This is a genomic window from Vibrio sp. 10N.261.51.C6, assembly GCF_041471785.1.
Taxonomy (GTDB): Bacteria; Pseudomonadota; Gammaproteobacteria; order Enterobacterales; family Vibrionaceae; genus Vibrio; species Vibrio crassostreae_C.
Genome location: NZ_JBFRPB010000022.1, coordinates 146,905 through 170,341, shown reverse-complemented (window position 1 = coordinate 170,341; position 23,437 = coordinate 146,905). Strand labels below are relative to the sequence as shown.

The following is a 23,437-nucleotide window of genomic DNA, read 5'->3' as shown; positions in this document are numbered from 1 at the left end:
ATTAATGCCCTTTAGTGTAAGTAATTTTCACACCAACAACCATTTATAACCCCATTTGTTTGATGTGCTTGGAACTTTTCTTTCTAATTGCTGATGGATTAGCCAGACTGCAGCTCATTGGGAGACAACTTTCGGATGTTGACGACACTGTATCTGGAAAATAGATACAAAAAAACCAGGTCAATGACCTGGTTTTCGAAATCTTATATTGCTGTAAACAACAATTACGCTAGAACCATTCCTGGTTCAGCAAATGCAACAGGAGAGCCTACTTCTTCTTCGAATGTTGCCCATTCCCAAGCTTCTGCGTCAGCAAGTACTGCACGTAGTAGTTGGTTGTTTAGGCCGTGACCTGATTTGTATGCACGAAACTCACCAATAATAGCGTGTCCACACATGTACAAGTCACCAATCGCATCTAGTACTTTATGAGTTACGAACTCATTGTCAAAACGTAGACCCTCTTCATTAAGAATTCGGTATTCGTCAAGTACGATAGCATTATCAAAGCTACCACCAAGTACTAGGTTTTGAGATTGTAGATACTCAATGTCGCGCATGAAGCCGAAAGTACGAGCGCGAGAGATTTCTTTCACAAAACCTTGTGAAGAGAAATCAAACAACAAACGTTGCTCATCAGATTCAATTGCTGGGTGGTTAAAGTCGATCTCAAAGTCCATACGGAAGCCGTTAAATGGAACAAACTCTGCCCACTTATCGCCATCTTCAAAACGGATAGGCTTTTTGATACGAATAAAACGCTTCGCTGCATTCAGTGTTTCTACACCCGCTTGCTGTAGCAAGTATACGAATGGGCTTGCGCTACCATCCATAATTGGGATTTCAGGAGCATCTACTTCAACAATAATGTTGTCGATGCCCATACCCGCTAAAGCTGCGTTAAGGTGTTCCACTGTAGAGATACGTACGCCTTCGTCATTAACAAGAGCTGTACATAGCATAGTGTCACGAACTGACGCTGGATCAGCTGGGAAATCTACAGGTGGATTTACATCTGTACGACGATAAACAATACCTGTATTTGCAGCTGCCGGGCGAAGAGTAAGTGTGACTTTACGACCAGAGTGGAGACCCACACCAGTTGTTTTCACAATTTCTTTCAGAGTACGTTGTCTGATCATCTGCTTGCCTCGTTATCAGTGCTACAAATCACGGTCAGTATTTACCGACCGAGAATTTTACCATTAATTCGACGATAGTCAAATTTTGGGTATTTGTTAATCAGCCTGACGTCGTAAGAATGCTGGAATATCTAAGTATCCACTCTCTTTCTCAGCCTTAGGTGCTGCACTTTGGCTAGCGCCTGTACCTGAAGAAACAGGTGACGTTGTTGGTTGCGGCTTAACTTGAGGTTTAACCTCAGTTTTTTCTTGCAATGGTTGTGCCACTTTCTCTTCCACTTTTGGTGCAGTTTGAGCCGCTACCTGTGGTTGAGGAGTTGGTGCAACCTTAGCTTTACCACCAGCAACTAATGTAATGTCTGGCTTTTTCTCTGTGCCGATACCTGTTGCAACAACAGTTACGCGGATTTCATCTGTCATATCAGGGTCTAGAGAAGTACCAATCACAACTGTTGCATTATCAGATGCGAATGCCTTAACTGTATTACCTACTGTTTCGAACTCATCTAGACGCATATCTAGGCCTGCAGTGATGTTCACAAGAACGCCACGCGCGCCAGCTAGGTCGATGTCTTCTAGTAGTGGGCTAGAAATTGCTGTTTCAGCAGCTTCTTCAGCACGGTCTTCACCTTTTGCGATACCGCTACCCATCATTGCATGACCCATCTCAGACATTACGGTGCGAACATCCGCGAAATCGACGTTAATCATACCAGGGCGAGTAATTAGCTCAGCGATACCTTGTACAGCGTTTTTAAGTACATCATTTGCACTTGCGAAAGCTTCTAGCAGAGTTACGCCGCGGCCAAGTACTTTAAGTAGCTTTTCATTTGGAATCGTAATTAATGAATCCACATGTTTAGAAAGCTCTTCAATACCTTGCTCAGCAAACGCTAAACGCTTTTTGCCTTCAAAGCTAAATGGCTTAGTTACAACAGCAACCGTCAGCACACCTAACTCTTTCGCAACTTCAGCAATAACTGGAGCAGCACCTGTACCAGTACCACCGCCCATACCAGCTGCGATAAATACCATATCGGCGCCAGTTAGAACTTCTTTAATTCTTTCTCGATCTTCGAGAGCTGCATCACGGCCTACTTGTGGGTTTGCACCAGCGCCCAAACCTTTAGTGATATCACCACCAATTTGGATCACGCTGCTCACGCTTGTTTTACGAAGTGCTTGTGCATCAGTGTTAACACTGATGAATTCTACGCCTTCGATTGATTCACGTACCATGTGCTCAACAGCGTTACCGCCACCGCCACCAACTCCAACGACTTTAATTACTGCATCGTCAGACATTTCCATCATCGGTTCAAACATGTGTTATCTCCGTTTTTTCCTGCAACTCAGGTTAAAACTCTTTTTGTATCCAATTACGCAATTTGCCAAATAAACCAGACATAGAAGGTGCTGAACGCTTAGGTTCGCTGTAATCACCTTCATCACTGATCTGACAATCTCTTGCGTAATGAAGTAAACCAACCGCCGTAGAATGATACGGCTCTTTAACATAGTCAGTTAAGCCACTAACTTCTAACGGCTTACCAACTCGAACTTGATTGCGGAAAACACGTTCCGCACACTCTACCAATCCGTCAATTTGTGCCGCTCCACCAGTGAGAACGACGCCAGCTGCAAGGTGGTGTTTAATACCTTCATCTCGTAGCTGTAATTGAACCGTATCAATAGTTTGGTTAACGAGACCCATAAGTTCAGTGTAACGTGGTTCAATCACTTCCGACAAAGTTTGTCGTTGCAAACTTCTCGATGGGCGACCACCAACACTTGGGACGTTAACAGAGTCATCCTTGCTTACGAGTTCACTCAGAGCGCAACCATGGTTTACTTTTATCTCTTCAGCATCGCTCACTGGCGTGCCGAAAGCGAAGGCAATATCACTGGTTACTGCATTTCCTGCGTAGGAAAAGACTTCTGTGTGTCGAAGTGCGCCGCCAGTCCAAATGGAAATATCCATTGTACCCGCACCGATATCGACAACACATACTCCAAGCTCTCTCTCGTCTTCAGTAATTACCGCATTGCTTGAGGCAAGTCCTGAAAACACGATTTGTTCTACTGTGAGACCACATCGTTCAACAGCTTTAATAATGTTTCTCGCCATGTCGCTATGGCAAGAAATTAGGTGAACACTGACTTCCATTCGAACACCAGATAAGCCAAGTGGGTTCTTAATCCCTTCTTGATAATCAATGGTAAATTCTTGTGGGATCACGTGCAGAATTCTCTGCTCATCACCTATTTTAATTGATTTCGCGGTATGGATCGCTCGATCCATATCGTCTTGAGACACCTCTTCATCAGAGATAGTGCCCATGCCTTTTTCAATTCGGCTTGCGATATGTTTACCCGATAGCGAGATAAATACATTGCTGATTTGGCATTCCGCCATCAACTCTGCTTGATCAATAGCTCGCTGAACCGACTTAACTACCGACTCTAGGTCGTTTACACCACCTTTATCCATACCTCTGGATGGGCTTTGCCCAGAACCAATGATATTGATTTGACCATCAGGCAATATTTCACCAACCAGAGCTGATATGGTCGCAGTGCCTATATCAAGACCAACGATTATGTTGTCATCTGCGGTCTTAGTCATCTGTGCTCTCTTCTAACTCTTGCTCTGGAAACCAGCCTACAGCGGCTCCCGTATCATACCTGAGGTCGATGTAGCTCACTTGATTCGCTTTACTACCAAGTTCGTTGTAAAGCGAAATGAAGCGTTCAACACGCTCATCTAAAGAATCTTTACCTAGTTCTAAACGGAAACCGTTATCTAGGATTATTTGCCAAGCGCGACGCTCATTGAGAACGAGAGAGGTAACGGTTAACCCTAGACTGTTAATCAAAGGGGTTATCTGTCGCCACTTTTCTATCACTTCTTGGCTGGTGCCGTCTGGGCCGTAAAGCTTAACTCTATCGCCCTTCAACAGGCCGATATCACCATTAAACACCTGACCATCGTCATTCAGCAGCATGTTACCGTTCCAGATTGCTGCCGCATGGTACTCAGTCAAAAATACTTTTATTGTGTCTGGCCACTGCTTACGAATGGAGACCACTGAAACCCAAGGTAACGCTTCTAAACTGTCTTGCAACACACCGATGTCTTGCGACATGAAGGTTCCAATGTGCTCTAGCTCGCTAAAGGCATGTTGAACATCACCAGCGGTTACGTAAGTTAAGTCGCCTTGAAGTACTATTTTGGAGAGAGGCAATCGCTGATCGTCCCACATCCAAGTTAGTGTGGTATAGAAAAGAAACCCAATGAATAGCAATACCATGACAAAAAAAGACCCGCCTAAGGCGTGTTTCTTGAGCGACGGTAAACTGAATAGGTGGCGGTTTTCGCTAAAAGTACTTTCTACCAAAGCCCGCATTCCCTGTCGTTGGTTCGCAATTCTATTCCCTATCTTCGTAATAGAGGTAAAAGCACTTACTTTAACCTATGAATTATACTGAGCAAAATCAAACTATCAAACGTTGATAATAAGATTTTTGGTCAATTTTAGGTCAATCGCAAGAAGTGAGCGATTGACCACAGTCTGTAGACAGTATTCTGTTACGCGTTCTGCATTTTATTAATGTCTAACTGTAACGATTCCAACAGCTTCGCTACTCGACCAACATCGCCTGCACCCTGCGTTAAAACAAGGTCACCGCCTTGAATTACGTTGGCTAAAGCCGATGGCAGTGCGTTGATATCGGCAACAAAGATTGGGTCTATCTTACCGCGCCCACGAATAGTTCGACTTAATGAACGTCCGTCAGCCCCTGCAATAGGTTTCTCACCTGCAGAATAAACATCTAACAGAATTAGGACATCAACCTGCTCAAGAACGTTCGCGAAATCATCATACAGATCGCGAGTACGGCTATAACGGTGCGGTTGGAAGATCATAACAAGACGTTTATCAGTCCAGCCACTACGAGCAGCTTGAATCGTCACATCAACTTCGGTTGGGTGATGACCGTAATCATCGACCAGCATTGCAACGCCTTTACCTGTTTCATACTCACCTAGGTGATCGAAACGGCGACCCGTGCCTTCCGTTCCCGCCATCGCTTTGAGAATCGCTTCATCGCTGATGTCATCTTCTGTTGCAACAGCAATCGCAGCCGATGCATTCAATGCGTTGTGGCGACCTGGAATGTTCAACGTGATATCTAAGTTAGCTTTACCTTCACGTACAACCGTAAACTTGCCTTGTTGACCTTCTTGTACGTAGTTTTCAATACGAATATCTGCGTCTTCAGAGAAGCCGTAAGTAATCACTTGGCGGCTCACCTGAGGGATAAGTTCACGTACAACAGGATCATCTACACACATCACAGCCTGGCCGTAGAACGGCAGGTTGTGTAGGAAATCGATAAATGTCTGCTTTAGCGTTTCGAAATCGCCGCCATAGGTATCCATATGATCCGCTTCAATGTTTGTCACGATACTAACCATAGGTTGCAGATGTAAGAACGACGCATCACTTTCATCAGCTTCAGCGATAAGGATACGGCTTGAACCTAAACGTGCGTTTGTGCCTGCACTTTTCACCAAACCACCGTTTACGAAGGTTGGATCTAGGCCGGCTTCCGAGTAAATCTGTGTCACTAGCGCAGTCGTGGTTGTTTTACCGTGCGTACCTGCCACAGCAATACCGTGACGAAAACGCATCAGCTCAGCCAGCATTTCTGCACGACGAACGATCGGTGTGCGCGCTTCACGAGCTGCAATAATTTCTGGGTTTTCTTCGTTGATAGCGGTTGAAACAACCACCACACTTGCGTCGGCAACGTTACTCGCTTGGTGACCGATATAAACGGTCGCACCCTTGCTAACTAAACGATCAGTCACTGGGTTTTGAGCAATATCAGAACCCGTGATCTGGTAGCCTTCATTTAGCAAGACTTCAGCAATCCCGCTCATTCCGGCACCACCAATACCAATGAAGTGGATAGATTTAACACGGCGCATCTCTGGCACCATTGCACGGATTTGCGCTAAGTCTTGGGTATGTTCAATCGTCATCAATTCAATCTCATTATTTTGCTAAAGCTTTAATCGCTTCAGCGACGGTCACATCAGCATCAAGCTTGGCGGCTTGACGAGCTTTTGTTGCCATCATTTTTAATTCATTTCTATCAAGCTGCGCGATAGTGTTCGCTAGCTTATCAGCCGTTAGTTGAGGCTGTTCAATCATTAACGCTGCGCCACATTCAACTAAATGGTCGGCATTCAACGCTTGTTGTCTGTCTTTGTGCATAAACGGAACGAAGATAGAACCGACACCTGCCGCAGACACTTCTGATACGGTTAATGCACCTGAGCGACACACTAATAGATCTGCCCACTCATAAGCTTGCGCCACATCATCAATAAATTCAGTCACTTGAACATTACCAACAGAATGTGATTTGTATTGCTCAATAACTTGTTGTTGATTGTTCTTACCCGCTTGGTGCATCACAGTGAAGCCTTCACCAAGCTGCGCCATCGTTACTGGCAAGGTATCGTTTAGGATTTTTGCGCCCTGACTGCCGCCCATAACCAAGATGCGGATGTCACCATCACGCTCAGCCATGCGTTGCTCGGGTTCAGCTAAGGCAACCACATCTTCGCGTACTGGGTTACCCACCACTTCTGCGGTAGGGAAAGCACCAGGGAAAGCTTGGAAAACCTTTTTAGCAATCTTAGACAGCCATTGGTTGGTTAAACCTGCCACTGCATTTTGTTCATGGAGAACCACTGGAATGCCAGACAACCATGCCGCGATACCACCTGGGCCACTCACGTAGCCACCCATACCAAGTACCACATCAGGCTGCCATGCTTTGATGTGTTGCCTTGCTTGAAGTATGGCATTAATAATCTGGAACGGCGCTTTAATTAACTTGCTAATGCCTTGACCACGCAGGCCTTTCACTTTGATGAAGTCGATTTCAATGCCATGCTTTGGCACTAAATCCGCTTCCATTCTGTCTGCTGTGCCTAACCAGCGAATTTCCCAACCTTGTTGCTGAAGCTTTTTCGCTACTGCTAACCCTGGGAAAACGTGACCGCCAGTACCACCAGCCATCACTAAAAGTTTTTTGTTTTGTTTCATCACGTTAGATTCTTATTCTACTAATTCGTTTTGACTATCAGCTTGTTCTTTTTGTTGCATTCGGCATTCGTGGTCAATGCGCAGCAGCATTGATACCGCCACAGACATAACAATTAAACTCGAACCACCATAACTGATTAGCGGTAGGGTTAGACCTTTGGTCGGAACGATGCCAGATGCAGCACCTACGTTAACAAGCGTCTGAAACGCAAACCAAATACCAATACCAAAAGCCAGATAGCCGCTGAACACTTGATCGTGTTCAAAGGCTTTTTTGCCAATAAAAATGGCTTTAAAAACCAAGCTAAAGATAAGTATCAAGACCAAGGTCACGCCAACAAAACCCAATTCTTCTGCCAACACAGCAAATACAAAATCGGTGTGCGCTTCGGGTAAGTATTCGAGTTTCTGAATTGAGTTACCGAGCCCTTGCCCCATCCAATCACCACGGCCAAACGCCATCAATGACTGAGTTAACTGGTAACCACTGCCGAACGGGTCGTTCCAAGGTTCCCAGAATGAGGTAACACGTCGAACACGATAAGGTTCTATAACAATCAAACCGACGACCGCGGCAATACCTGCCACCATCAAGGCGATAAACTGTGAAAGCTTGGCACCAGCAATGAATAGCATGCCGAACAGGGTCACTAGCATTACGACCACAGTACCTAAATCGGGCTGGCCTAGCAGCAGCACGGCAAAAGCGCCGAATACCATGATCGGTTTACCAAAACCACCGAAGAAGGTTTTTCTCACTTCATCTTGCTTCCGAACCAAGTAGCCCGCCATAAAGATAAACAGCGATAACTTGGCGACTTCAGCGGGTTGTAAGTTAAATAGCCCTAATGGGATCCAACGCGATGCGCCGTTAACCGACTTACCGACGGCTAATACCACAATCAGCAAGAAGAAGGACAAGCCCAGTAGATACATACTGTATTGAAACCAGCGTTGCATCGGGATTTGCAATATGACGCTAGAGACACCTAACGCCAATACAAGGAAGATGGCATGACGGAACATAAAGTGAAACGGCTGATCGGTTAAACGAGCACTGATGGGGAACGAAGCAGACGTCACCATCACCAAACCTGTCAGCATTAGCCCAAGAGCAATCCACACCAATTGACGATCGTAAAGCGCCTCGGGAGTAGCACGGTTTAGCCACTGCCAGATGGATTGATTAATCTCTTTGACTCTTTGCACTGAATGTTAGTCCTTCAACACGTTAAGCATACTCATGAGCAAGCTCAGTGAACGCATCACCTCTTGCCATGAAATTATTAAATTGATCGAAGCTTGCGCACGCCGGAGACAGCATCACCATATCTCCAGCCACCAGCTGTGGCGAGATAGATTCGATTATCTGCTGCATGGTATCGAACTTTTGTGCCGATGGGTGCAGAGGCATGAATTGATCTGCATCTTCACCGAAACAACACAGCTGAACACGCTCAAGTTGCGCCAATACTGGTTCAAGCTCACTAAAGTCAGCACCTTTACCAACGCCGCCAACCAAAAGATATAACGTACCTTGATACTCCAACCCAGACAGGGCTGCCAATGTGCTGGCTACATTCGTTGCTTTGGAGTCATTAACCCATTTGATTTCGCGCTTGTCAGCCACGACTTGGCAACGATGCGTCAAACCGTTATAGGCCTTCAAAGCATCAAGACTTTTGCTGTAGTCGATACCAACTTGCTTCAATAGTGCAAGTAAGACTAACGCATTCGCCACATTGTGACGTCCAACCAATGTTAAATCTTGGGTAGCAAGGACAGGTTTACCGTTGTCCATTAGCCATTCGGTACCATCAACTGTCGCGACACCAAACTCTTGATCGTCGAGTCCGAATGTTACTAATGACATGTTGTGGTCTGGATACGTCTCTTTGTCGTCGCGGTTAACAATCGCACACTGCGCGTTATTAAAAATTCTTAACTTGGCTTCACGATAATCAGCCATACCCTGATAGCGATCCATGTGATCTTCTGACAGGTTCAAAAAGGCTGCTGCTACAAGGTTTAGGTTCGATGTGGTTTCTAACTGGAAGCTTGAAAGCTCAAGGACATATAAATCCGCATCAAGTTCTAGAAGGTCTAGGGCAGGAATGCCAATATTGCCGCCAACGCCAACATTAAGCCCAGCAGCCTTAGCAAGCACACCAGTCAGATCAGTCACGGTACTCTTACCGTTTGAACCAGTAATCGCCACAACAGGCTTATCTACAGCCCAACCAAACAGCTCGATGTCGCCAACGACAGGCGTACCCGCTTGAAGCACATCTTGAATTTCAGGTGTCGCTAAAGCAATGCCTGGGTTAGCAACCACCAGATCAGCCTCAGCTAGCCATTGGCTATTCCAGCTTCCAGAATGCAGCTCAACCGACTCAGGCAAAGATTCCTTTCCTGGTGGTAGCTCTCGCGTATCAATTACCTTTACGCAAGTATGGGGCTGATATTTTACGAGATGTTTAACGACAGAGAGCCCGGTAATACCGAGCCCCACAACCACTACATTTTGAATATTTTGCCAACGTTCCATTTAAACAAGATGCTCTTAATAGTTTTAAAGAGCCCCTATTCAGAGGCTCATACAGGATTAACGAACTTTCAGTGTCGCTAGGCCAACCAGTACTAATACCATTGAGATGATCCAAAAACGCACGATAACACGCGGCTCTGGCCAACCTTTAAGTTCATAGTGGTGGTGAATCGGTGCCATGCGGAAAATACGCTGACCACGCAATTTGTAAGAGCCCACCTGCAGAATCACTGACAGAGTCTCCATTACAAACACACCACCCATGATCACTAGTACCAACTCTTGACGAACGAGTACCGCAATCACACCTAACGCACCACCCAGTGCTAGAGAGCCAACATCGCCCATGAATACTTGTGCTGGGTAAGTGTTAAACCATAGGAAGCCAAGGCCTGCACCAACGATAGCAGTACATACCACCACCAGTTCAGAGGTGTATGGGATGTATGGAATGTGTAGGTATGCTGCAAAGTTAACGTTACCTGTCGCCCAAGCGATAACAGCAAAACCCGCAGCAACCATAACCGTTGGCATAATCGCCAAGCCATCTAGGCCATCAGTTAGGTTTACCGCGTTACTGGTACCCACAATAACAAAGTAAGTTAGAACAATGTACAGTAAACCAAGTTGTGGCATCACATCTTTAAAGAAAGGCACCACTAATTGTGTCGCAGCAGTGTCTTGCCCATGAGCATACAGAGCAAACGCCACAACCAATGCAATAGCCGATTGCCAGAAGTACTTCCAACGCGCAATCAAGCCATCAGTGTTCTTACGAACGACTTTACGATAATCATCAACAAAACCAACTGCACCGTAACCGCCTAGCACGACAAGTACGGCCCAAACGTAAGGGTTTGATAAGTCAGCCCAAAGTAAGACCGTAATGATGATCGCAGCAAGGATCATCACACCACCCATGGTTGGTGTACCACGCTTACTGAAGTGAGATTCTGGGCCGTCATTACGAACAACTTGGCCAATTTGCAGCATTTGCAGACGCTCAATTAAACGAGGTCCCATCCACAGCGACAGACATAAAGCCGTCAAAATGCTCGCGATTGCACGAAACGATAAGTATTCGAACAAACGGAAAAAAGAAAAGTGTGGCTGTAGTAGCTCTGCAAGCCAAATTATCATGAAAAGTTCTCCTTTAAAGCAGCGGCTATTTTACTCATTCCTGCACTATTGGCGCCTTTTACCAACAAGGTATGTGGCACGTTTTCTGGCAAGCTCAAGTGCTGCTCTATGTGCGCGATCATCGCTTCATGCGTTGCAAAGTGAGTGCCGTTACACACTTCACTAATCACCTTGGTATCATCACCGTAAGTGAGTACATGCTCAAAAGCGAATGGGGCAGCATATTCACCGACTTGACGGTGAAGTGCAAGGCTTTCATCGCCTAATTCAGCCATATTGCCTAAAATCAACCAACGTTGACCTTTGAAGCTCGACAGCAATTTTGCAGCAGCCTTCATGGCCGGTACGCTGGCGTTGTAACTGTCATCTATCAGCTTGATATTCTGACTTAATTGTTGAACCTCAACTCGGCCTTTCACAGAGATAAGATTCGCTAAACCACTTTTAACTTCTTCAAGCGTGGCACCAAATTGAATGCTCAGCGCTGCTGCCGCTAATGCGTTGGCTACATTGTGCTGACCAATAATGCCAAGTTCGACATCGATAGCACCTTGCGGGGTCTGCATATCAAAGCAAGCTTCACCCTGCTCGTTGATGCGAATATTCGTCGAAAAGTAATCCGCCGTGTCATCACTTTCAGAAAAGGTCAGTACGTTTTTGTCTGCAAGCACATCTTTCCAGAAGTCACCACCATTGCTCTCTAGGTTAACAATAGCAGTATCACCAGCAGCAAGCCCCTGAAAAATTTCGCCTTTCGCTTGTTTAACACCATCAATTGAGCCAAAGCCCTCTAGATGCGCGGCAGCAACGTTATTCACTAAGGCCACCTGTGGTTTCACAAGCTGCGTGGTATAGGCAATTTCACCAATGTGGTTCGCGCCCAGTTCTATCACGGCATAGTCGTCATTGGGTTCACTGCGCAGCAAGGTTAGTGGTACTCCAATATCATTATTGAAGTTACCCGCTGTAAACAGCACTTTGCCACGTTGTTGTAGAATACTCGCGACCATCTCTTTGACGGTCGTTTTGCCACAGCTTCCCGTTATCGCCATGGTTGGCACGTTACATTGTTTGTGGATCCAAGCACTTAGCTGACCTAAAGCAAGTTTAGTGTCTTCAACAACAACTTGAGTAATATTTAGGTCAAGTTTTCGTTGAACTAATAACGCACTCGCATTGGCCTCAACAGCCTGACCACAAAAATCATGCGCATCAAAACGTTCACCTACGAGAGCAACAAACAGTGCACCTTCTTCAACGGTACGAGTATCGGTAGAAACCGCATTGATCAAACTATTGCTCGATTTGCCAGCCTCTATCAGCTGACCGTTCACCGCTGAGCAGATCTGCTCGAGTGATACATCAATCATTATGAAATACCTAAAAGTTGTAGTGCTGACTCTCGATCCGAATAGTGGATCGTTTTGTCTTTCAATACTTGGTAATCCTCATGGCCTTTACCTGCCAGAAGAATAATGTCGTTATTACCCGCCTGCTCTAGAGCAAACTTAACCGCCTGAAAGCGATCGTGTTCAACAAAGGCGACTTCAGGCTCACTTAAACCTGCCAGCATGTCTTTAACAATCAATGCCGGGTCTTCACTGCGAGGGTTGTCATCTGAAATAATAATGTTATCGGCGAACTGCTCTGCGGTAACCGCCATCATAGGGCGCTTGCCTGTATCTCGATCACCACCGCAGCCAAAGATTGCCCATAGCTTTCCAGAGCAATGTACACGTAGTGCTGCCAATGCTTTCTCTAAAGCGTCTGGCGTATGCGCGTAATCGACAACCACTTTTGCTTTGTTCGGCACTTGGAACAGTTCCATACGACCAATCACAGGTTGCAACTGAGGCGCAGTGTCGACCAAGGTTTGCTTTTCGATACCCAAAGAAAGCAAAGTAGCAAAAGCAACCAGTACGTTTGATGCGTTGAACTGACCAATCAATGGAACAGAAAGCTTCCCTTGCCCCCAGCTACCATCGAAAGAGAGCTTAATCCCAGTTTCTGCATAAGCAACATCAGATGCCCATACCGACTGTTGGTAGCCAGTTAATGGAAGTAATGAAACAGCAATCGCATTGGACAAATCTGACATCCATGCCTTGCCTATTTCATCATCTACATTGATCACTGCATGTTTGCATTTATGTTGAGTAAACAGGCTTTTCTTAGCCAACGCGTACTCTTCCATCGTACCGTGGTAATCCAGGTGATCTCGGCTCAGGTTAGTAAATACGCCAACCTCAAAATCCAAAGCTTTTACTCGGCCTTGAACCAAACCATGAGAAGAGATTTCCATCGCGGTATAAACGGCATTTTCTTCAGCCAACTCACTCAGCGTACGCTGTATTTCAATCGCACTACCTGTGGTGTTCGCTGCTGTTTTTAGATTATCTAAGAAGCCATTACCTGTAGTGCCCATTACCGCAGAGCGTTGACCAACGAGATCTAACCACTGAGCAATCAATTGAGTGATGGTGGTTTTGCCATTGGTACCTGTAACGCCAATCAGTTTGGTCGCTTGAGAAGAATAAACTCGACCTGCCAGTTCAGAGAGAATTGAATTTAGATCAGATACATAAACCACCGGCACTGCATTTAACCATTCAACCAAGCCGTGCGTTTTGTCATCGCTTGCTTGTGCAATAACCGCCTTTGCACCTTGAGCAATGGCTTTATCGATAAAACGACGACCATCGACTGCGTGCCCTACAATGGCAACAAAAATATCACCGTCCTTGATGGCACGACTGTCGAGTTCCAATTGCTCAACCGCAATCGACGCTAACTCGGTAGCACTAAAATCCCCCCAAGGAGAAAGTAAAGATGACAGCGTGAGGCTATTACTCATATTGAATCCTGATTGGCTCTATTCTTGAAACTTGTTTTCATCAGCAGGGACATTCAGAATTTGCAGTGCGCCCTTCATGATTTCAGAAAAAACAGGGGCTGCGACCGAGCCACCATAGTAGAGGTCACCTTGAGGTTCATTGATCATCACAACCAAAGAGACTCTTGGGTCACTCACTGGAGCAACACCTGCGGTATAGGCGAAGTACTCGTCTCCATAACCACCGGAAATCGCTTTTCTAGATGTACCTGTTTTTGCTGCTACTCGGTAACCCGGCACGGCAGCTCTTGTCGCTGTACCGCCCTTTTGAGTTACGCCTTCTAGCATGTTCAAAACCAACTCAGCATTTTCGCGCTTGATGATCTGTTTTGAGAAATCTTGGTCGTTGCTTTTAACGATATGGATAGGTTCGTAAACACCGTGATTCGCTAACGTCGCATAGGCATGAGCCAATTGCAGCGGAGTAATCGCTAGACCATAACCAAAGGATAAGGTAGCGATTTCAAACTTAGACCAGCGTCGACGGTTCGGGAAAATACCCGCGGTCTCACCGACTAGATTCAGCCCAGATATCTCGCCAAGACCAACAGAACTGTACATGCCCAGTAGCGCTTCAAGTGGCATATCCAGTGCTAACTTCGCCACACCGATGTTACTCGACTTCTTAAGGATTAACGCCAAGTCTGCCTTACCAACTTTGGAAGTATCACGTACACGGCTACCACCGATTTGCATGATGCCGTTACCCGTATCAATTACAGTATCAGCATCCGCGGTACCATTTTCGAGAGCGGCAAGAACAACAAACGGCTTAACCGTCGAACCTGGCTCAAAAGCATCGGTGATCACGCGGTTACGCATCTTAAAGCTTTGTAAATCAGCACGATTGTTTGGGTTGTAAGACGGTGCGTTAACCATGGCCAAAACCGCACCCGTTTTTACGTCTAATAAGATGGCAGATCCAGACGTCGCCTTGTGATCGGCTACCGCCTGTTTAATCGCTCGATAAGCGATGGCTTGTAAGCGCTGATCGATGGTCAATTCGAGTGGTTTACCTTCTTCACGCTCTTCTAGTGCAATGTTTTCAACTACTCGCCCGTAACGGTCTTTACGGATTGTACGTTTACCTGCTTCACCCGTGAGCCACTTATCGTAGCTGCGCTCGACACCTTCTAGGCCGTGTCCATCAATTCCGGTCACACCAATAAGATGCGCGCTGACTTCACCGGCTGGGTAATAACGACGTGATTCTGCTTTAAGACCAATACCCACCAGCTTTAAGTCGCGGATGTATTTCGCCATTGCTGGGCTAACTTGTCTTTGTAGGTAGATAAAACGACGAGATTTGTCGCTGGAGATCTTGTCGATCATCGATTGTCGCTCTAAGCCAAGTACATCGGCTAACGCGTACCAACGATCAATTTGGGCCATGCCGTTTTTATCGAAAATCGTTTTAGGATCGGCCCATACCGCTTCAACTGGAACACTAACGGCAAGTGGTTCGCCATTGCGGTCTGAAATAATACCGCGGGCAGAAGGAATAGCCTTAACACGTACAGAACGAAGGTCGCCCTGACGAATTAAGTTATCTGGTTCAATAAGTTGGATGTAAGCCACACGACCAACCAGCGCAGCAAAGGCAAGAAACACGAAAGCAATAACGACGTTGAAACGCCATTTAATAAGAATTGGCTCCGAATCCTTTTCGCTCTTCACTCGCTCTTTCGTTGGTTTCTTAACGGCTTTTGCGGGTGCTTTTTCCTTTTTACCGGTCATTTCAGTGTGATCACAACTTCTTTTTCAGAGTCTGGACGTTTCATGTCTAGCTCTCTTTTTGCCGATGCTTGAACGCGACTATGTTCAGCCAGAGCCGTCTCTTCAAGCATTAAATTTCGCCACTCATCATCAAGCTGTTCTCGCTCCACCAACGCCGTGTCTTTTTGCGTGATCGCCTGACGTGACATATGTGTCGTAAGAACGACCCCCATCGCACTCGCGAAGATACAGATAAGAAGCATCAATGGGACCTTGCCCACGGAGATCAAATCAAAAAATATTATCTTGGCTAAGTTCGGTTTGGAGGTCTTCATTGACTATAGCTTTTCTGCGATTCGTAATACTGAGCTACGCGAACGAGTATTCTCATCCACTTCATCTTTAGAAGGCTTGATCGCTTTACCAACAGGCTTAAGATCAGCACTGCCTAGCGCTTTGATCTGCTCTTCTGTTAGTGGCAGGCCATGTGGTACTTGCGGACCTTGGCTCTCTTTACGGATAAAGCGCTTCACCATGCGGTCTTCAAGAGAGTGAAAGCTAATAACAGACAAACGGCCTTCAGGAGCAAGAATGCTTGCTGCGCCTTTCAGGGCTGTATCGATCTCTTCAAGTTCACTGTTGATGTAGATACGGAAGGCTTGGAAAGCACGTGTTGCTGGGTGCTTTTTCTCTTTGAAGCTTTTTGGAGCTACATCCGAGATAAGCTTAGCCAACTGACCAGTGCGCGTTAGAGGTTCGTTCTCTTCATTCTCTTGATAAGCGATGATGCCTTTCGCGATACGACGAGCGTGTTTGTCTTCACCGAACTCACGAATAACCCATGTGATGTCATCAAGATCGGCTTCAACTAACCACTGAGAGACAGGAATACCGGTTGTTGGGTCCATACGCATATCAAGCGGACCGTCTTTCATGAAGCTAAAGCCACGCTCAGCGTCATCTAGCTGTGGTGAAGAAACACCTAGATCCAGTAACACACCATCCACTTGACCGACTAAGTCATAACGCTCCGCATATTCAGCCATACCTGAGAACGGGCCGTGAATAATCGTAAAACGAGGGTCATCAATCTTTTGCGCTTCTGCAATCGCTTGTGGATCGCGGTCAATACTAAAGAGTCGTCCATTCTCGCCCAGTTTAGACAGGATTGTACGGCTGTGACCACCACGACCAAAAGTACCATCGATGTAGGTACCGTCAGGTTTGATCGCAAGTCCGTCAATAGATTCGTTAAGCAATACTGAAATATGTTTGAATGCTTCTGTCATAGTCTTCTCAGTGAGTGGATTGAGCCATTAGTTCGGCAATAATTTGTTCTATTAACGTTTTAGTGTACTGATTTCACGCTGTATCTCCACCATATTGTGTATAGGCTTTGGGAATTTTTGACCCAAGCTCATATCAGGGTGAAGGATTCTAAGGAAATCTAAATAATTTACGTCAATATAAAGCAAAAAACCCATCACTACCGTTAAGTAATGATGGGTTCTTTATATAGGTGGAGTTGACACATACGCCGGGTTCTGTTCCGCTTGCGCGGCGGTAACCATTCGTCTAGGCCTGCAATCGCTCACAGGCTCAAGCAATCTACCCGCCCCCATACGCGAGCAACGCAATGTGAGGGCCTATTTGATCTTGCTCCGGGTGGAGTTTACCTTGCTACGAACTGTTGCCAGTCGCACGGTGCGCTCTTACCGCACCCTTTCAGCCTTACCTGTGCCCCTTCCGAAGAAATGAGGCCATCGGCGGTCTTCTCTCTGCTGCACTTGTCGTGGGCTCGCGCCCCCCAGACGTTATCTGGCACCCTGCTCTATGGAGCCCGGACGTTCCTCCCCTCTACCAGTCTCCCGAAGGACTTCAACGTCAGTTTCCCGAAGGACCTCAACGTCAGTCTCCCGAAGGACATCAGCAAAGCAGCGATTACCCGTTCAACTCCGAGGGCGGATTGTATAGAGATTAGGGTGCAGTGTCTAGCGAGATCACAAATATGGTGCAAACCTCTAAGCAACTGCGTGAATTTTACACAATTCAGACAAAAAAAGAGGAATAACGGCAATACCATCACTCCTCACAAGCTTTTCAATACAGGTTAGCTACTCTATAAAGAGGTTTCTAGTGGTCTAGATGCTCTAGGCCCCATTTGTACAACGCGTTCTTTTTCAGATTGTAGATTTCTGCCGTCATCGCCGCCGCTTTTTTAAGAGGCAGCTCTTTGGTTAGAATGCCTAGTGTGCGAGTCGCTTCGTCTGGCAGTTCTGTGCTCGCTTCTTCACGGTGGCCGTGAATCAGTAACACCATCTCACCGCGTTTACGGTTCGCGTCTTCTTCAATCCACTCAATAAGTTCACCAAGTGGCAGCCCTTGGATGGTTTCGAAGGTTTTGGTTAGCTCACGCGCCAATACAACCTCACGGTCAGGGCCAAGAATCTCGAGCATATCTTGTAGAGAATCTGAAATACGGTGTGGTGATTCATAGAAGATGCATGTGCGCTCTGCCTTTGCGATCTCTAAGAACTTGTCTTTACGACCTTTGCTCTTTGGTGGCAAGAAGCCCTCAAAACTGAAACGATCTGACGGTAAACCAGAAGCACTCAACGCGGTAATCACAGCACAAGCACCAGGAAGTGGCACAACTCTCACACCCGCTTGACGACATTGTGAGACAAGATGGTAACCTGGGTCACTAATTAAAGGAGTACCCGCATCAGAGACTAATGCGATAGACTGACCTTCTAATAACCTTTCGACTAGAACTTGCGCTTTAGTTTGTTCATTATGATCATGTAAAGCGAACGTTCTGGTTGATATATTGAAGTGAGCAAGCAGCTTACCCGTGTGGCGTGTGTCTTCGGCTGCAATAACATCGACACTTGATAAAATTTCAATTGCTCTTTGAGTGATATCTCCCAAATTTCCGATTGGGGTTGGCACAATGTAGAGAGTTGGGCTCTCTGTGAGCAAGGTTTTGTTATCTGTCATTTGTTTACCATCACTTCAACGATTAATATAGATACAAATTTATACGGAATTTAAAGAACTCATGGCAACGATGAACCATAAGAGACTCAGTGTACCACGCTTACTAACTCCAATTGCATTAGCAATTACATTGGCGGCTTGTTCTTCAGGTCCTCAAGCACCAACGAGCGTTGATATTACACTAGATCCAGCGCAATCAACTGAAAGTTACATGATGCAAGCGGATAGTAGCAAAGGAAGTCTACAAAACGACTGGTTAATCATGGCGCTTAAGGCTTCTGTGCAAGCTGGAAAAACCGATCAAGCAACTCTGCTTATTAAACGCTTAGCAAAACAAGAGCTGAGCGAAACGCAACAAGCGGAATGGCAATTAGCTCGCGCTCAACTGTTGGTGAATAACTCGCAGCCTGAACAAGCTTATAGCCAACTGAACTTCCAGCCTTGGTGGAAACTTCCGAACGAGCAGTGGAAAGATTATCACGAGCTACGCGCGAACATTTCTGAAATGCAAAGCGAGTATTTTGAAGCAAGCCGTGAGTTAGTTCTTTATTCAGAATATCTAGACGCTGACGACGAGCTCCAACAACAAGCTGCTGACCGTATTTGGCAGAACCTAAATAGCTACTCTCAATATGAGATTCTGGAGCTTAAGACGTCGCCTACAGAAGACGTTCTCGCAGGTTGGTTACAGCTGGCGATTTACATGAAGACGCTGAACTCAAACCTTCCAAACCTTCAGGAAACCTTGTCGGATTGGCTAGCAGAGAATCCTCAGCACCCAGCAGCAACATATACACCTCAGGCGATCACTGACATCTTGGCGCTAGAGATCAGCAAGCCAACCAGCACTGCACTATTACTGCCTCTAACCGGTAAGTACGGCAAGCAGGCACAACTTGTGCGTGACGGTTTCATCTTTGCGATGATGAACGACAAAGAACGCGAAGAAGATGCAACGCTGACAGTAATGGATACCAACGTGCAAAGTGCTGCTGAGATTAAAGCGACACTGGAAGAGAACAACGTTGATTTCATTGTGGGTCCGCTGATCAAGAGCAACATTACTAAGCTTCAGCAAGCGCAGAAAAACCACGAGAATTCGATTCCAGCTTTAGCTCTGAACATTCCAACGCAACTAGAACCTGATACCAATATTTGCTATCTCGCTCTATCGCCTGAACAAGAAGTTGCTCAGGCAGCGAAACACCTATTTGCTCAAGGCTACAAGTATCCGCTTATCCTTGCGCCAAGAGGACGTTTAGGTGAGCGTGTTGAGCAAGCGTTTAAAGAAGAGTGGAAAAAATACAGCAGCAACGATGTGGCTATCAGCTTATTCTCTGACAAACGCCAACTGCAACGTAATGTGAATCAGGTATTCGGCCTGCAAGAGAGCCAACAGCGTATCGCTCAAATGGACGGGTTACTGAACCTAGACCTAGAAACAGAGCCACGCAGCCGTCGTGATATCGATTCTGTTTACATTGTGGCTAAGAACTCAGAGCTAACGCTAATCAAACCCTTCATTGAAGTTGCAATTAACCCTGATGCTAGCCAGCCCGCTCTTTTCTCAAACTCACGCAGCAACAGCGGTGATAAGCAGTATGAAGACCTAACCGGTGTGTTCTACAGCGATATCCCACTATTAGTTGAGAATAAAAACGAGCTTAATAAAGAGCTCAACGACCTATGGCCTGCACACTCAAACGGCCAAAAGCGTCTGCAAGCACTAGGAATGGATGCATACTATCTAATGGATGCACTGCCACAGATGAAAGCCGTGCAAGGTTACAGCATTCCAGGTGAAACGGGTGTGCTAACCATCGATAACAACTGTGTGGTTCAACGTGAAATCAGCTGGGCAGAGCATGGGGCTTTTTAGCCGAAAGTTCCTATCCAAACCAACCATCACCCACAAACAAGTGGGTGATAAATACGAGGCCGTGGCAAAATCTTATCTGATTAGCCACGGTTTATCGTTAATAGAAGAAAACTTCATAGCAAAATGTGGCGAGATTGATCTTATAATGCGCCATAACAATACGGTTGTGTTTGCTGAGGTAAAATACCGCAAGCAAACCCGCTACGGACATGCCGCTGAAATGGTGACTGCCAAGAAGTCACAGAAACTGCTCAAAACAGCCAATGTTTGGCTTATGCAGCAAGGCTTGTCGGTGCACTCTACAGATTTCAGGTTTGATATTGTTGCCATTGAAGGGCCGAATGACACTATCGACTGGATTCAAAACGCGATTACCCAAGGATAAACATGCTAGACAGCATTAAAGAAAGTTTCACAGAAAGTATTCAAATCCAAATTGCGGCTGCAGAAGCTCTGCCTGACGCAATCACGCATGCCGCTCAAGCAATGGTTGCGACCTTGCTTAACGGAAACAAAATTCTTTGTTGTGGTAATGGTGGTTCGGCGTCGAATGCTCAGCAATTTGTATCGTGCCTACTCAACCGATTTGAAACAGAGCGCCCTAGCCTTCCAGCGATGGCACTCACAGCAGATAACACCACGCTAACGGCTGTGGCTAACGACTACCACTATGAAGAGATCTTCTCTAAGCAGGTACGTGCGTTTGGTCAAACTGGCGATATTCTGTTGGCTATCTCGACTAGTGGTAACAGCAAGAACATCATCAAGGCAATGGAAGCGGCGGTAACTCGCGACATGACAATTATCGCCTTTACCGGTAAAGATGGTGGTGAGATGGCAGGTTTGCTTGGTGAACACGATGTAGAGATTCGTATCCCTTCACACCGTACAGCGCGTATTCATGAAGTACACATGGTGACACTGCACTGCCTATGTGACCTAATCGATCAAGTACTCTTCCCTGCCCACGAAGAGTGATATACGGAGCATCACAATGAAATCATTAACCTCTATGAGGCTGTTTAAGCTGATTAATGTTTCGCTACTTACACTGTCTCTGTCTGGTTGTGCTGGCATTTTCATTGCTGGTGCTGCAACTACTGCAAACCTAGTCACAGATACGCGAACAACCAAAGAGATTTGGAACGACAACAACATCGAATTTGAAGTTGCAGCGATTACCAATAAACAACCATTCCGTGGCAATGTACGTGTCACCGCAAGCTCATACCGAGGTTCAGTGGTGTTGATGGGGCAAGCAACCACAGATTCAGAACGTCGCGCTTTTGAAAACCAAGCCAAAGAAGTGGCTGGCGTTGAGAGCATCCACAATCAAGTTCGAGTGAAAGAACCTTTGTCTGTAAGTGCTATCAGTAAAGACAGCTGGATTACCACTAAGGTGAAATCAGCTCTGCTTGCGAATGCTGAGCTTAACGGCATCAAAGTAAAAGTGATTACTGAGGATTCAGAAGTATTCCTACTTGGACTCGTGACTAGAGAGCATGCCGATATCGCGACAGAAGTTGCGCGTAACATATCTGGCGTAAAACAGGTTATTCGAGCGTTTGAATACGGTGAAGAAGAGACGGCTGTTAACTAGCCGTAAGCCAGTCAACTAAATGCGATATAGCAGAAAAGAAAAAGCAGCGACGAGTCGCTGCTTTTTTATTTTGTTCGTTATCTAATACCAATCGTAGTAAATAATCTATCATTCTAGCTTGTTAAAAATTTCGATAACTGCGTTAGAATTTTTGATTGTAGAATAACTACTTATCAAAAAATTCCGCCTTGCTCTCAAGCTTTTTTCCTGCGCTATTTCTGATCACTTACTTACTGTGATTGGTATAACTAACGTTATTTGATAACACGAAGGCTTGGGCGACCTTTCGCTGGACGAGGTGGCTCAGGATCTGAGTCTGGCTCTTCAGCATCTACGTCTGCCGTTGCTACGCTCAAAGATGGGCCTTTTTCTGGTTCTTCAAAAGGACTTTCTTCAATCCCTTCTTCAAACGCTTCCATGTAAGCCTCTTCAGGTTCAAACATGGTACCAGCACCATTTTCACGAGCATAAACCGCTTGAACTGCGTAAAGCGGAACGATCACAGAGTGTGGACGACCACTAAAGCGAGCACTAAACGTCACAGCTTCGTTACCCAGTTCAAGTTGTCCAACCGCACGAGGCGCGATGTTCAGAATGATCTGACCATCTTGAACAAACTCTTCTGGAACTCGCACACCCGGTAATGTTGCTTCAACAACAAGGTGTGGAGTTAGTTCGTTATCAACCAGCCACTCATAAAATGCACGAAGCATGTATGGCCGGCGTGGAGTCATATTAGAAATATCCATAAACGCTTAGCGAACGAGTCGCATCTCACGCTCAGCTTCAGTTAGAGAAGCTAGGAATGAATCACGTTCGAATACGCGGTTCATGTAAATCTTAAGCTCTTTAGAACCAGGACCAATTAGTTCGATACCAAGCTCAGGTAAACGCCATAATAGCGGAGCTAGGTAACAATCAATTAGGCTAAACTCTTCGCTCATGAAGTATTCATACTCAGCGAAGATAGGAGCAAGAGTCAGTAGGTCGTTGCGCAGTTTAACGCGAGCTGCTTCAGATTCTTCAGCGTTGCCTTTAACGATCTTCTCTGCAACTGAATACCAGTTACGCTCAATGCGGTACATCATTAGACGGCTGTTACCACGAGCAACCGGGTATACAGGCATCAACGGTGGGTGAGGGAAACGCTCATCTAGGTATTCCATGATGATCTTCGAGTCATATAGAGCAAGCTCACGATCAACAAGAGTAGGTACTGATTTGTACGGGTTCAGTTCAACAAGCTCTGCTGGTAGATTTTTTTCATCAACCAACTCAACTTCAACACTTACGCCTTTTTCAGCAAGAACGATGCGCACCTGATGGCTATACATATCAGAAGCACTTGAGAAAAGAGTCATTACAGAACGTTTATTGGCAGCTACAGCCATGGA

The 23,437-nt window shown here is 46.0% G+C and carries 21 protein-coding genes and 1 other RNA gene; 4 read left to right on the top strand and 18 right to left on the bottom strand.

The annotated features are described in order from the left end of the window. Nucleotides 1-224: 224 nt before the first annotated feature. The 16 genes from lpxC to rsmI all read right to left on the bottom strand — a co-directional run bounded on the left by lpxC (nucleotide 225) and on the right by rsmI (nucleotide 18,564). Nucleotides 225-1,142, bottom strand: a complete 918-nt coding sequence (gene lpxC / locus AB4375_RS07015; protein WP_010434751.1) for a UDP-3-O-acyl-N-acetylglucosamine deacetylase — start codon at nucleotides 1,140-1,142, stop codon at nucleotides 225-227. Between the two features lie 96 nt (nucleotides 1,143-1,238). Next, nucleotides 1,239-2,468, bottom strand: a complete 1,230-nt coding sequence (ftsZ, locus tag AB4375_RS07010) for a cell division protein FtsZ (RefSeq protein ID WP_017059291.1) — start codon at nucleotides 2,466-2,468, stop codon at nucleotides 1,239-1,241. Nucleotides 2,469-2,499: 31 nt separating this feature from the next. Beyond that, complete coding sequence (gene ftsA, locus AB4375_RS07005; RefSeq protein WP_010434747.1) at nucleotides 2,500-3,768, bottom strand: cell division protein FtsA; 1,269 nt, start codon at nucleotides 3,766-3,768, stop codon at nucleotides 2,500-2,502. Beyond that, on the bottom strand, nucleotides 3,761-4,453 hold the full coding sequence (locus AB4375_RS07000; RefSeq protein ID WP_372051247.1) for a cell division protein FtsQ/DivIB: 693 nt from the start codon (nucleotides 4,451-4,453) through the stop codon (nucleotides 3,761-3,763). Before AB4375_RS07000 ends, ftsA begins: the two co-directional genes overlap by 8 nt. A 278-nt stretch (nucleotides 4,454-4,731) precedes the next feature. Next, nucleotides 4,732-6,192, bottom strand: a complete 1,461-nt coding sequence (gene murC, locus AB4375_RS06995; protein ID WP_372051245.1) for a UDP-N-acetylmuramate--L-alanine ligase — start codon at nucleotides 6,190-6,192, stop codon at nucleotides 4,732-4,734. A gap of 13 nt (nucleotides 6,193-6,205) precedes the next feature. Beyond that, entirely contained in the window at nucleotides 6,206-7,267 is a 1,062-nt protein-coding gene (gene murG, locus AB4375_RS06990) for an undecaprenyldiphospho-muramoylpentapeptide beta-N-acetylglucosaminyltransferase (RefSeq protein ID WP_017062898.1), read from the bottom strand. A gap of 12 nt (nucleotides 7,268-7,279) precedes the next feature. Beyond that, nucleotides 7,280-8,476 carry a cell division protein FtsW gene (gene ftsW / locus AB4375_RS06985; protein ID WP_017059286.1) on the bottom strand — a complete coding sequence of 399 codons (1,197 nt, stop codon included), beginning with the start codon at nucleotides 8,474-8,476 and terminating at the stop codon, nucleotides 7,280-7,282. A gap of 22 nt (nucleotides 8,477-8,498) precedes the next feature. Further along, nucleotides 8,499-9,815, bottom strand: a complete 1,317-nt coding sequence (gene murD, locus AB4375_RS06980) for a UDP-N-acetylmuramoyl-L-alanine--D-glutamate ligase (RefSeq protein ID WP_372051244.1) — start codon at nucleotides 9,813-9,815, stop codon at nucleotides 8,499-8,501. A gap of 57 nt (nucleotides 9,816-9,872) precedes the next feature. Continuing rightward, entirely contained in the window at nucleotides 9,873-10,955 is a 1,083-nt protein-coding gene (gene mraY, locus AB4375_RS06975; protein ID WP_017059284.1) for a phospho-N-acetylmuramoyl-pentapeptide-transferase, read from the bottom strand. Continuing rightward, nucleotides 10,952-12,325, bottom strand: a complete 1,374-nt coding sequence (gene murF, locus AB4375_RS06970; protein ID WP_372051243.1) for a UDP-N-acetylmuramoyl-tripeptide--D-alanyl-D-alanine ligase — start codon at nucleotides 12,323-12,325, stop codon at nucleotides 10,952-10,954. Before murF ends, mraY begins: the two co-directional genes overlap by 4 nt. Continuing rightward, on the bottom strand, nucleotides 12,325-13,809 hold the full coding sequence (gene murE / locus AB4375_RS06965; RefSeq protein WP_372051242.1) for a UDP-N-acetylmuramoyl-L-alanyl-D-glutamate--2,6-diaminopimelate ligase: 1,485 nt from the start codon (nucleotides 13,807-13,809) through the stop codon (nucleotides 12,325-12,327). The genes murF and murE overlap by 1 nt, the downstream gene beginning before the upstream one ends. Before the next feature lie 18 nt (nucleotides 13,810-13,827). Then, nucleotides 13,828-15,585 carry a penicillin-binding transpeptidase domain-containing protein gene (locus AB4375_RS06960; protein ID WP_372051241.1) on the bottom strand — a complete coding sequence of 586 codons (1,758 nt, stop codon included), beginning with the start codon at nucleotides 15,583-15,585 and terminating at the stop codon, nucleotides 13,828-13,830. Next, a complete protein-coding gene (gene ftsL, locus AB4375_RS06955) occupies nucleotides 15,582-15,899 on the bottom strand; it encodes a cell division protein FtsL (protein ID WP_019824585.1) in 318 nt (105 codons plus the stop codon). The genes AB4375_RS06960 and ftsL overlap by 4 nt, the downstream gene beginning before the upstream one ends. 3 nt (nucleotides 15,900-15,902) lie before the next feature. Next, on the bottom strand, nucleotides 15,903-16,853 hold the full coding sequence (gene rsmH / locus AB4375_RS06950; RefSeq protein WP_017066240.1) for a 16S rRNA (cytosine(1402)-N(4))-methyltransferase RsmH: 951 nt from the start codon (nucleotides 16,851-16,853) through the stop codon (nucleotides 15,903-15,905). Nucleotides 16,854-17,081: 228 nt separating this feature from the next. Further along, an RNA gene (gene rnpB / locus AB4375_RS06945) (RNase P RNA component class A) lies at nucleotides 17,082-17,521 on the bottom strand. Nucleotides 17,522-17,697: 176 nt separating this feature from the next. After that, nucleotides 17,698-18,564 carry a 16S rRNA (cytidine(1402)-2'-O)-methyltransferase gene (gene rsmI, locus AB4375_RS06940; protein WP_017066241.1) on the bottom strand — a complete coding sequence of 289 codons (867 nt, stop codon included), beginning with the start codon at nucleotides 18,562-18,564 and terminating at the stop codon, nucleotides 17,698-17,700. A gap of 61 nt (nucleotides 18,565-18,625) precedes the next feature. On the opposite strand from rsmI, the gene AB4375_RS06935 reads away from it, so the two are divergent. Genes AB4375_RS06935 through AB4375_RS06920 form a run of 4 tightly spaced genes read left to right on the top strand, consistent with a single transcriptional unit; the run spans nucleotide 18,626 to nucleotide 22,043 of the window. Next, nucleotides 18,626-20,443 (top strand): penicillin-binding protein activator, encoded by a 1,818-nt coding sequence (locus tag AB4375_RS06935; RefSeq protein ID WP_050622289.1) that lies wholly within the window; start codon nucleotides 18,626-18,628, stop codon nucleotides 20,441-20,443. After that, nucleotides 20,430-20,828, top strand: a complete 399-nt coding sequence (locus tag AB4375_RS06930) for a YraN family protein (RefSeq protein WP_372051240.1) — start codon at nucleotides 20,430-20,432, stop codon at nucleotides 20,826-20,828. Before AB4375_RS06935 ends, AB4375_RS06930 begins: the two co-directional genes overlap by 14 nt. Nucleotides 20,829-20,830: 2 nt before the next feature. Further along, nucleotides 20,831-21,421 (top strand): phosphoheptose isomerase, encoded by a 591-nt coding sequence (locus AB4375_RS06925; RefSeq protein WP_004729817.1) that lies wholly within the window; start codon nucleotides 20,831-20,833, stop codon nucleotides 21,419-21,421. Between the two features lie 16 nt (nucleotides 21,422-21,437). Then, nucleotides 21,438-22,043, top strand: coding sequence for a BON domain-containing protein (locus tag AB4375_RS06920; RefSeq protein WP_017062905.1), 606 nt, complete (start codon nucleotides 21,438-21,440; stop codon nucleotides 22,041-22,043). 254 nt (nucleotides 22,044-22,297) lie between these two features. On the opposite strand, the gene sspB is transcribed toward AB4375_RS06920, so the two are convergent. Both sspB and sspA read right to left on the bottom strand, forming a co-directional pair. After that, nucleotides 22,298-22,792 carry a ClpXP protease specificity-enhancing factor gene (gene sspB, locus AB4375_RS06915; RefSeq protein WP_032545786.1) on the bottom strand — a complete coding sequence of 165 codons (495 nt, stop codon included), beginning with the start codon at nucleotides 22,790-22,792 and terminating at the stop codon, nucleotides 22,298-22,300. Between the two features lie 6 nt (nucleotides 22,793-22,798). Next, entirely contained in the window at nucleotides 22,799-23,434 is a 636-nt protein-coding gene (sspA, locus tag AB4375_RS06910; protein WP_009848943.1) for a stringent starvation protein SspA, read from the bottom strand. Nucleotides 23,435-23,437: the final 3 nt, after the last annotated feature.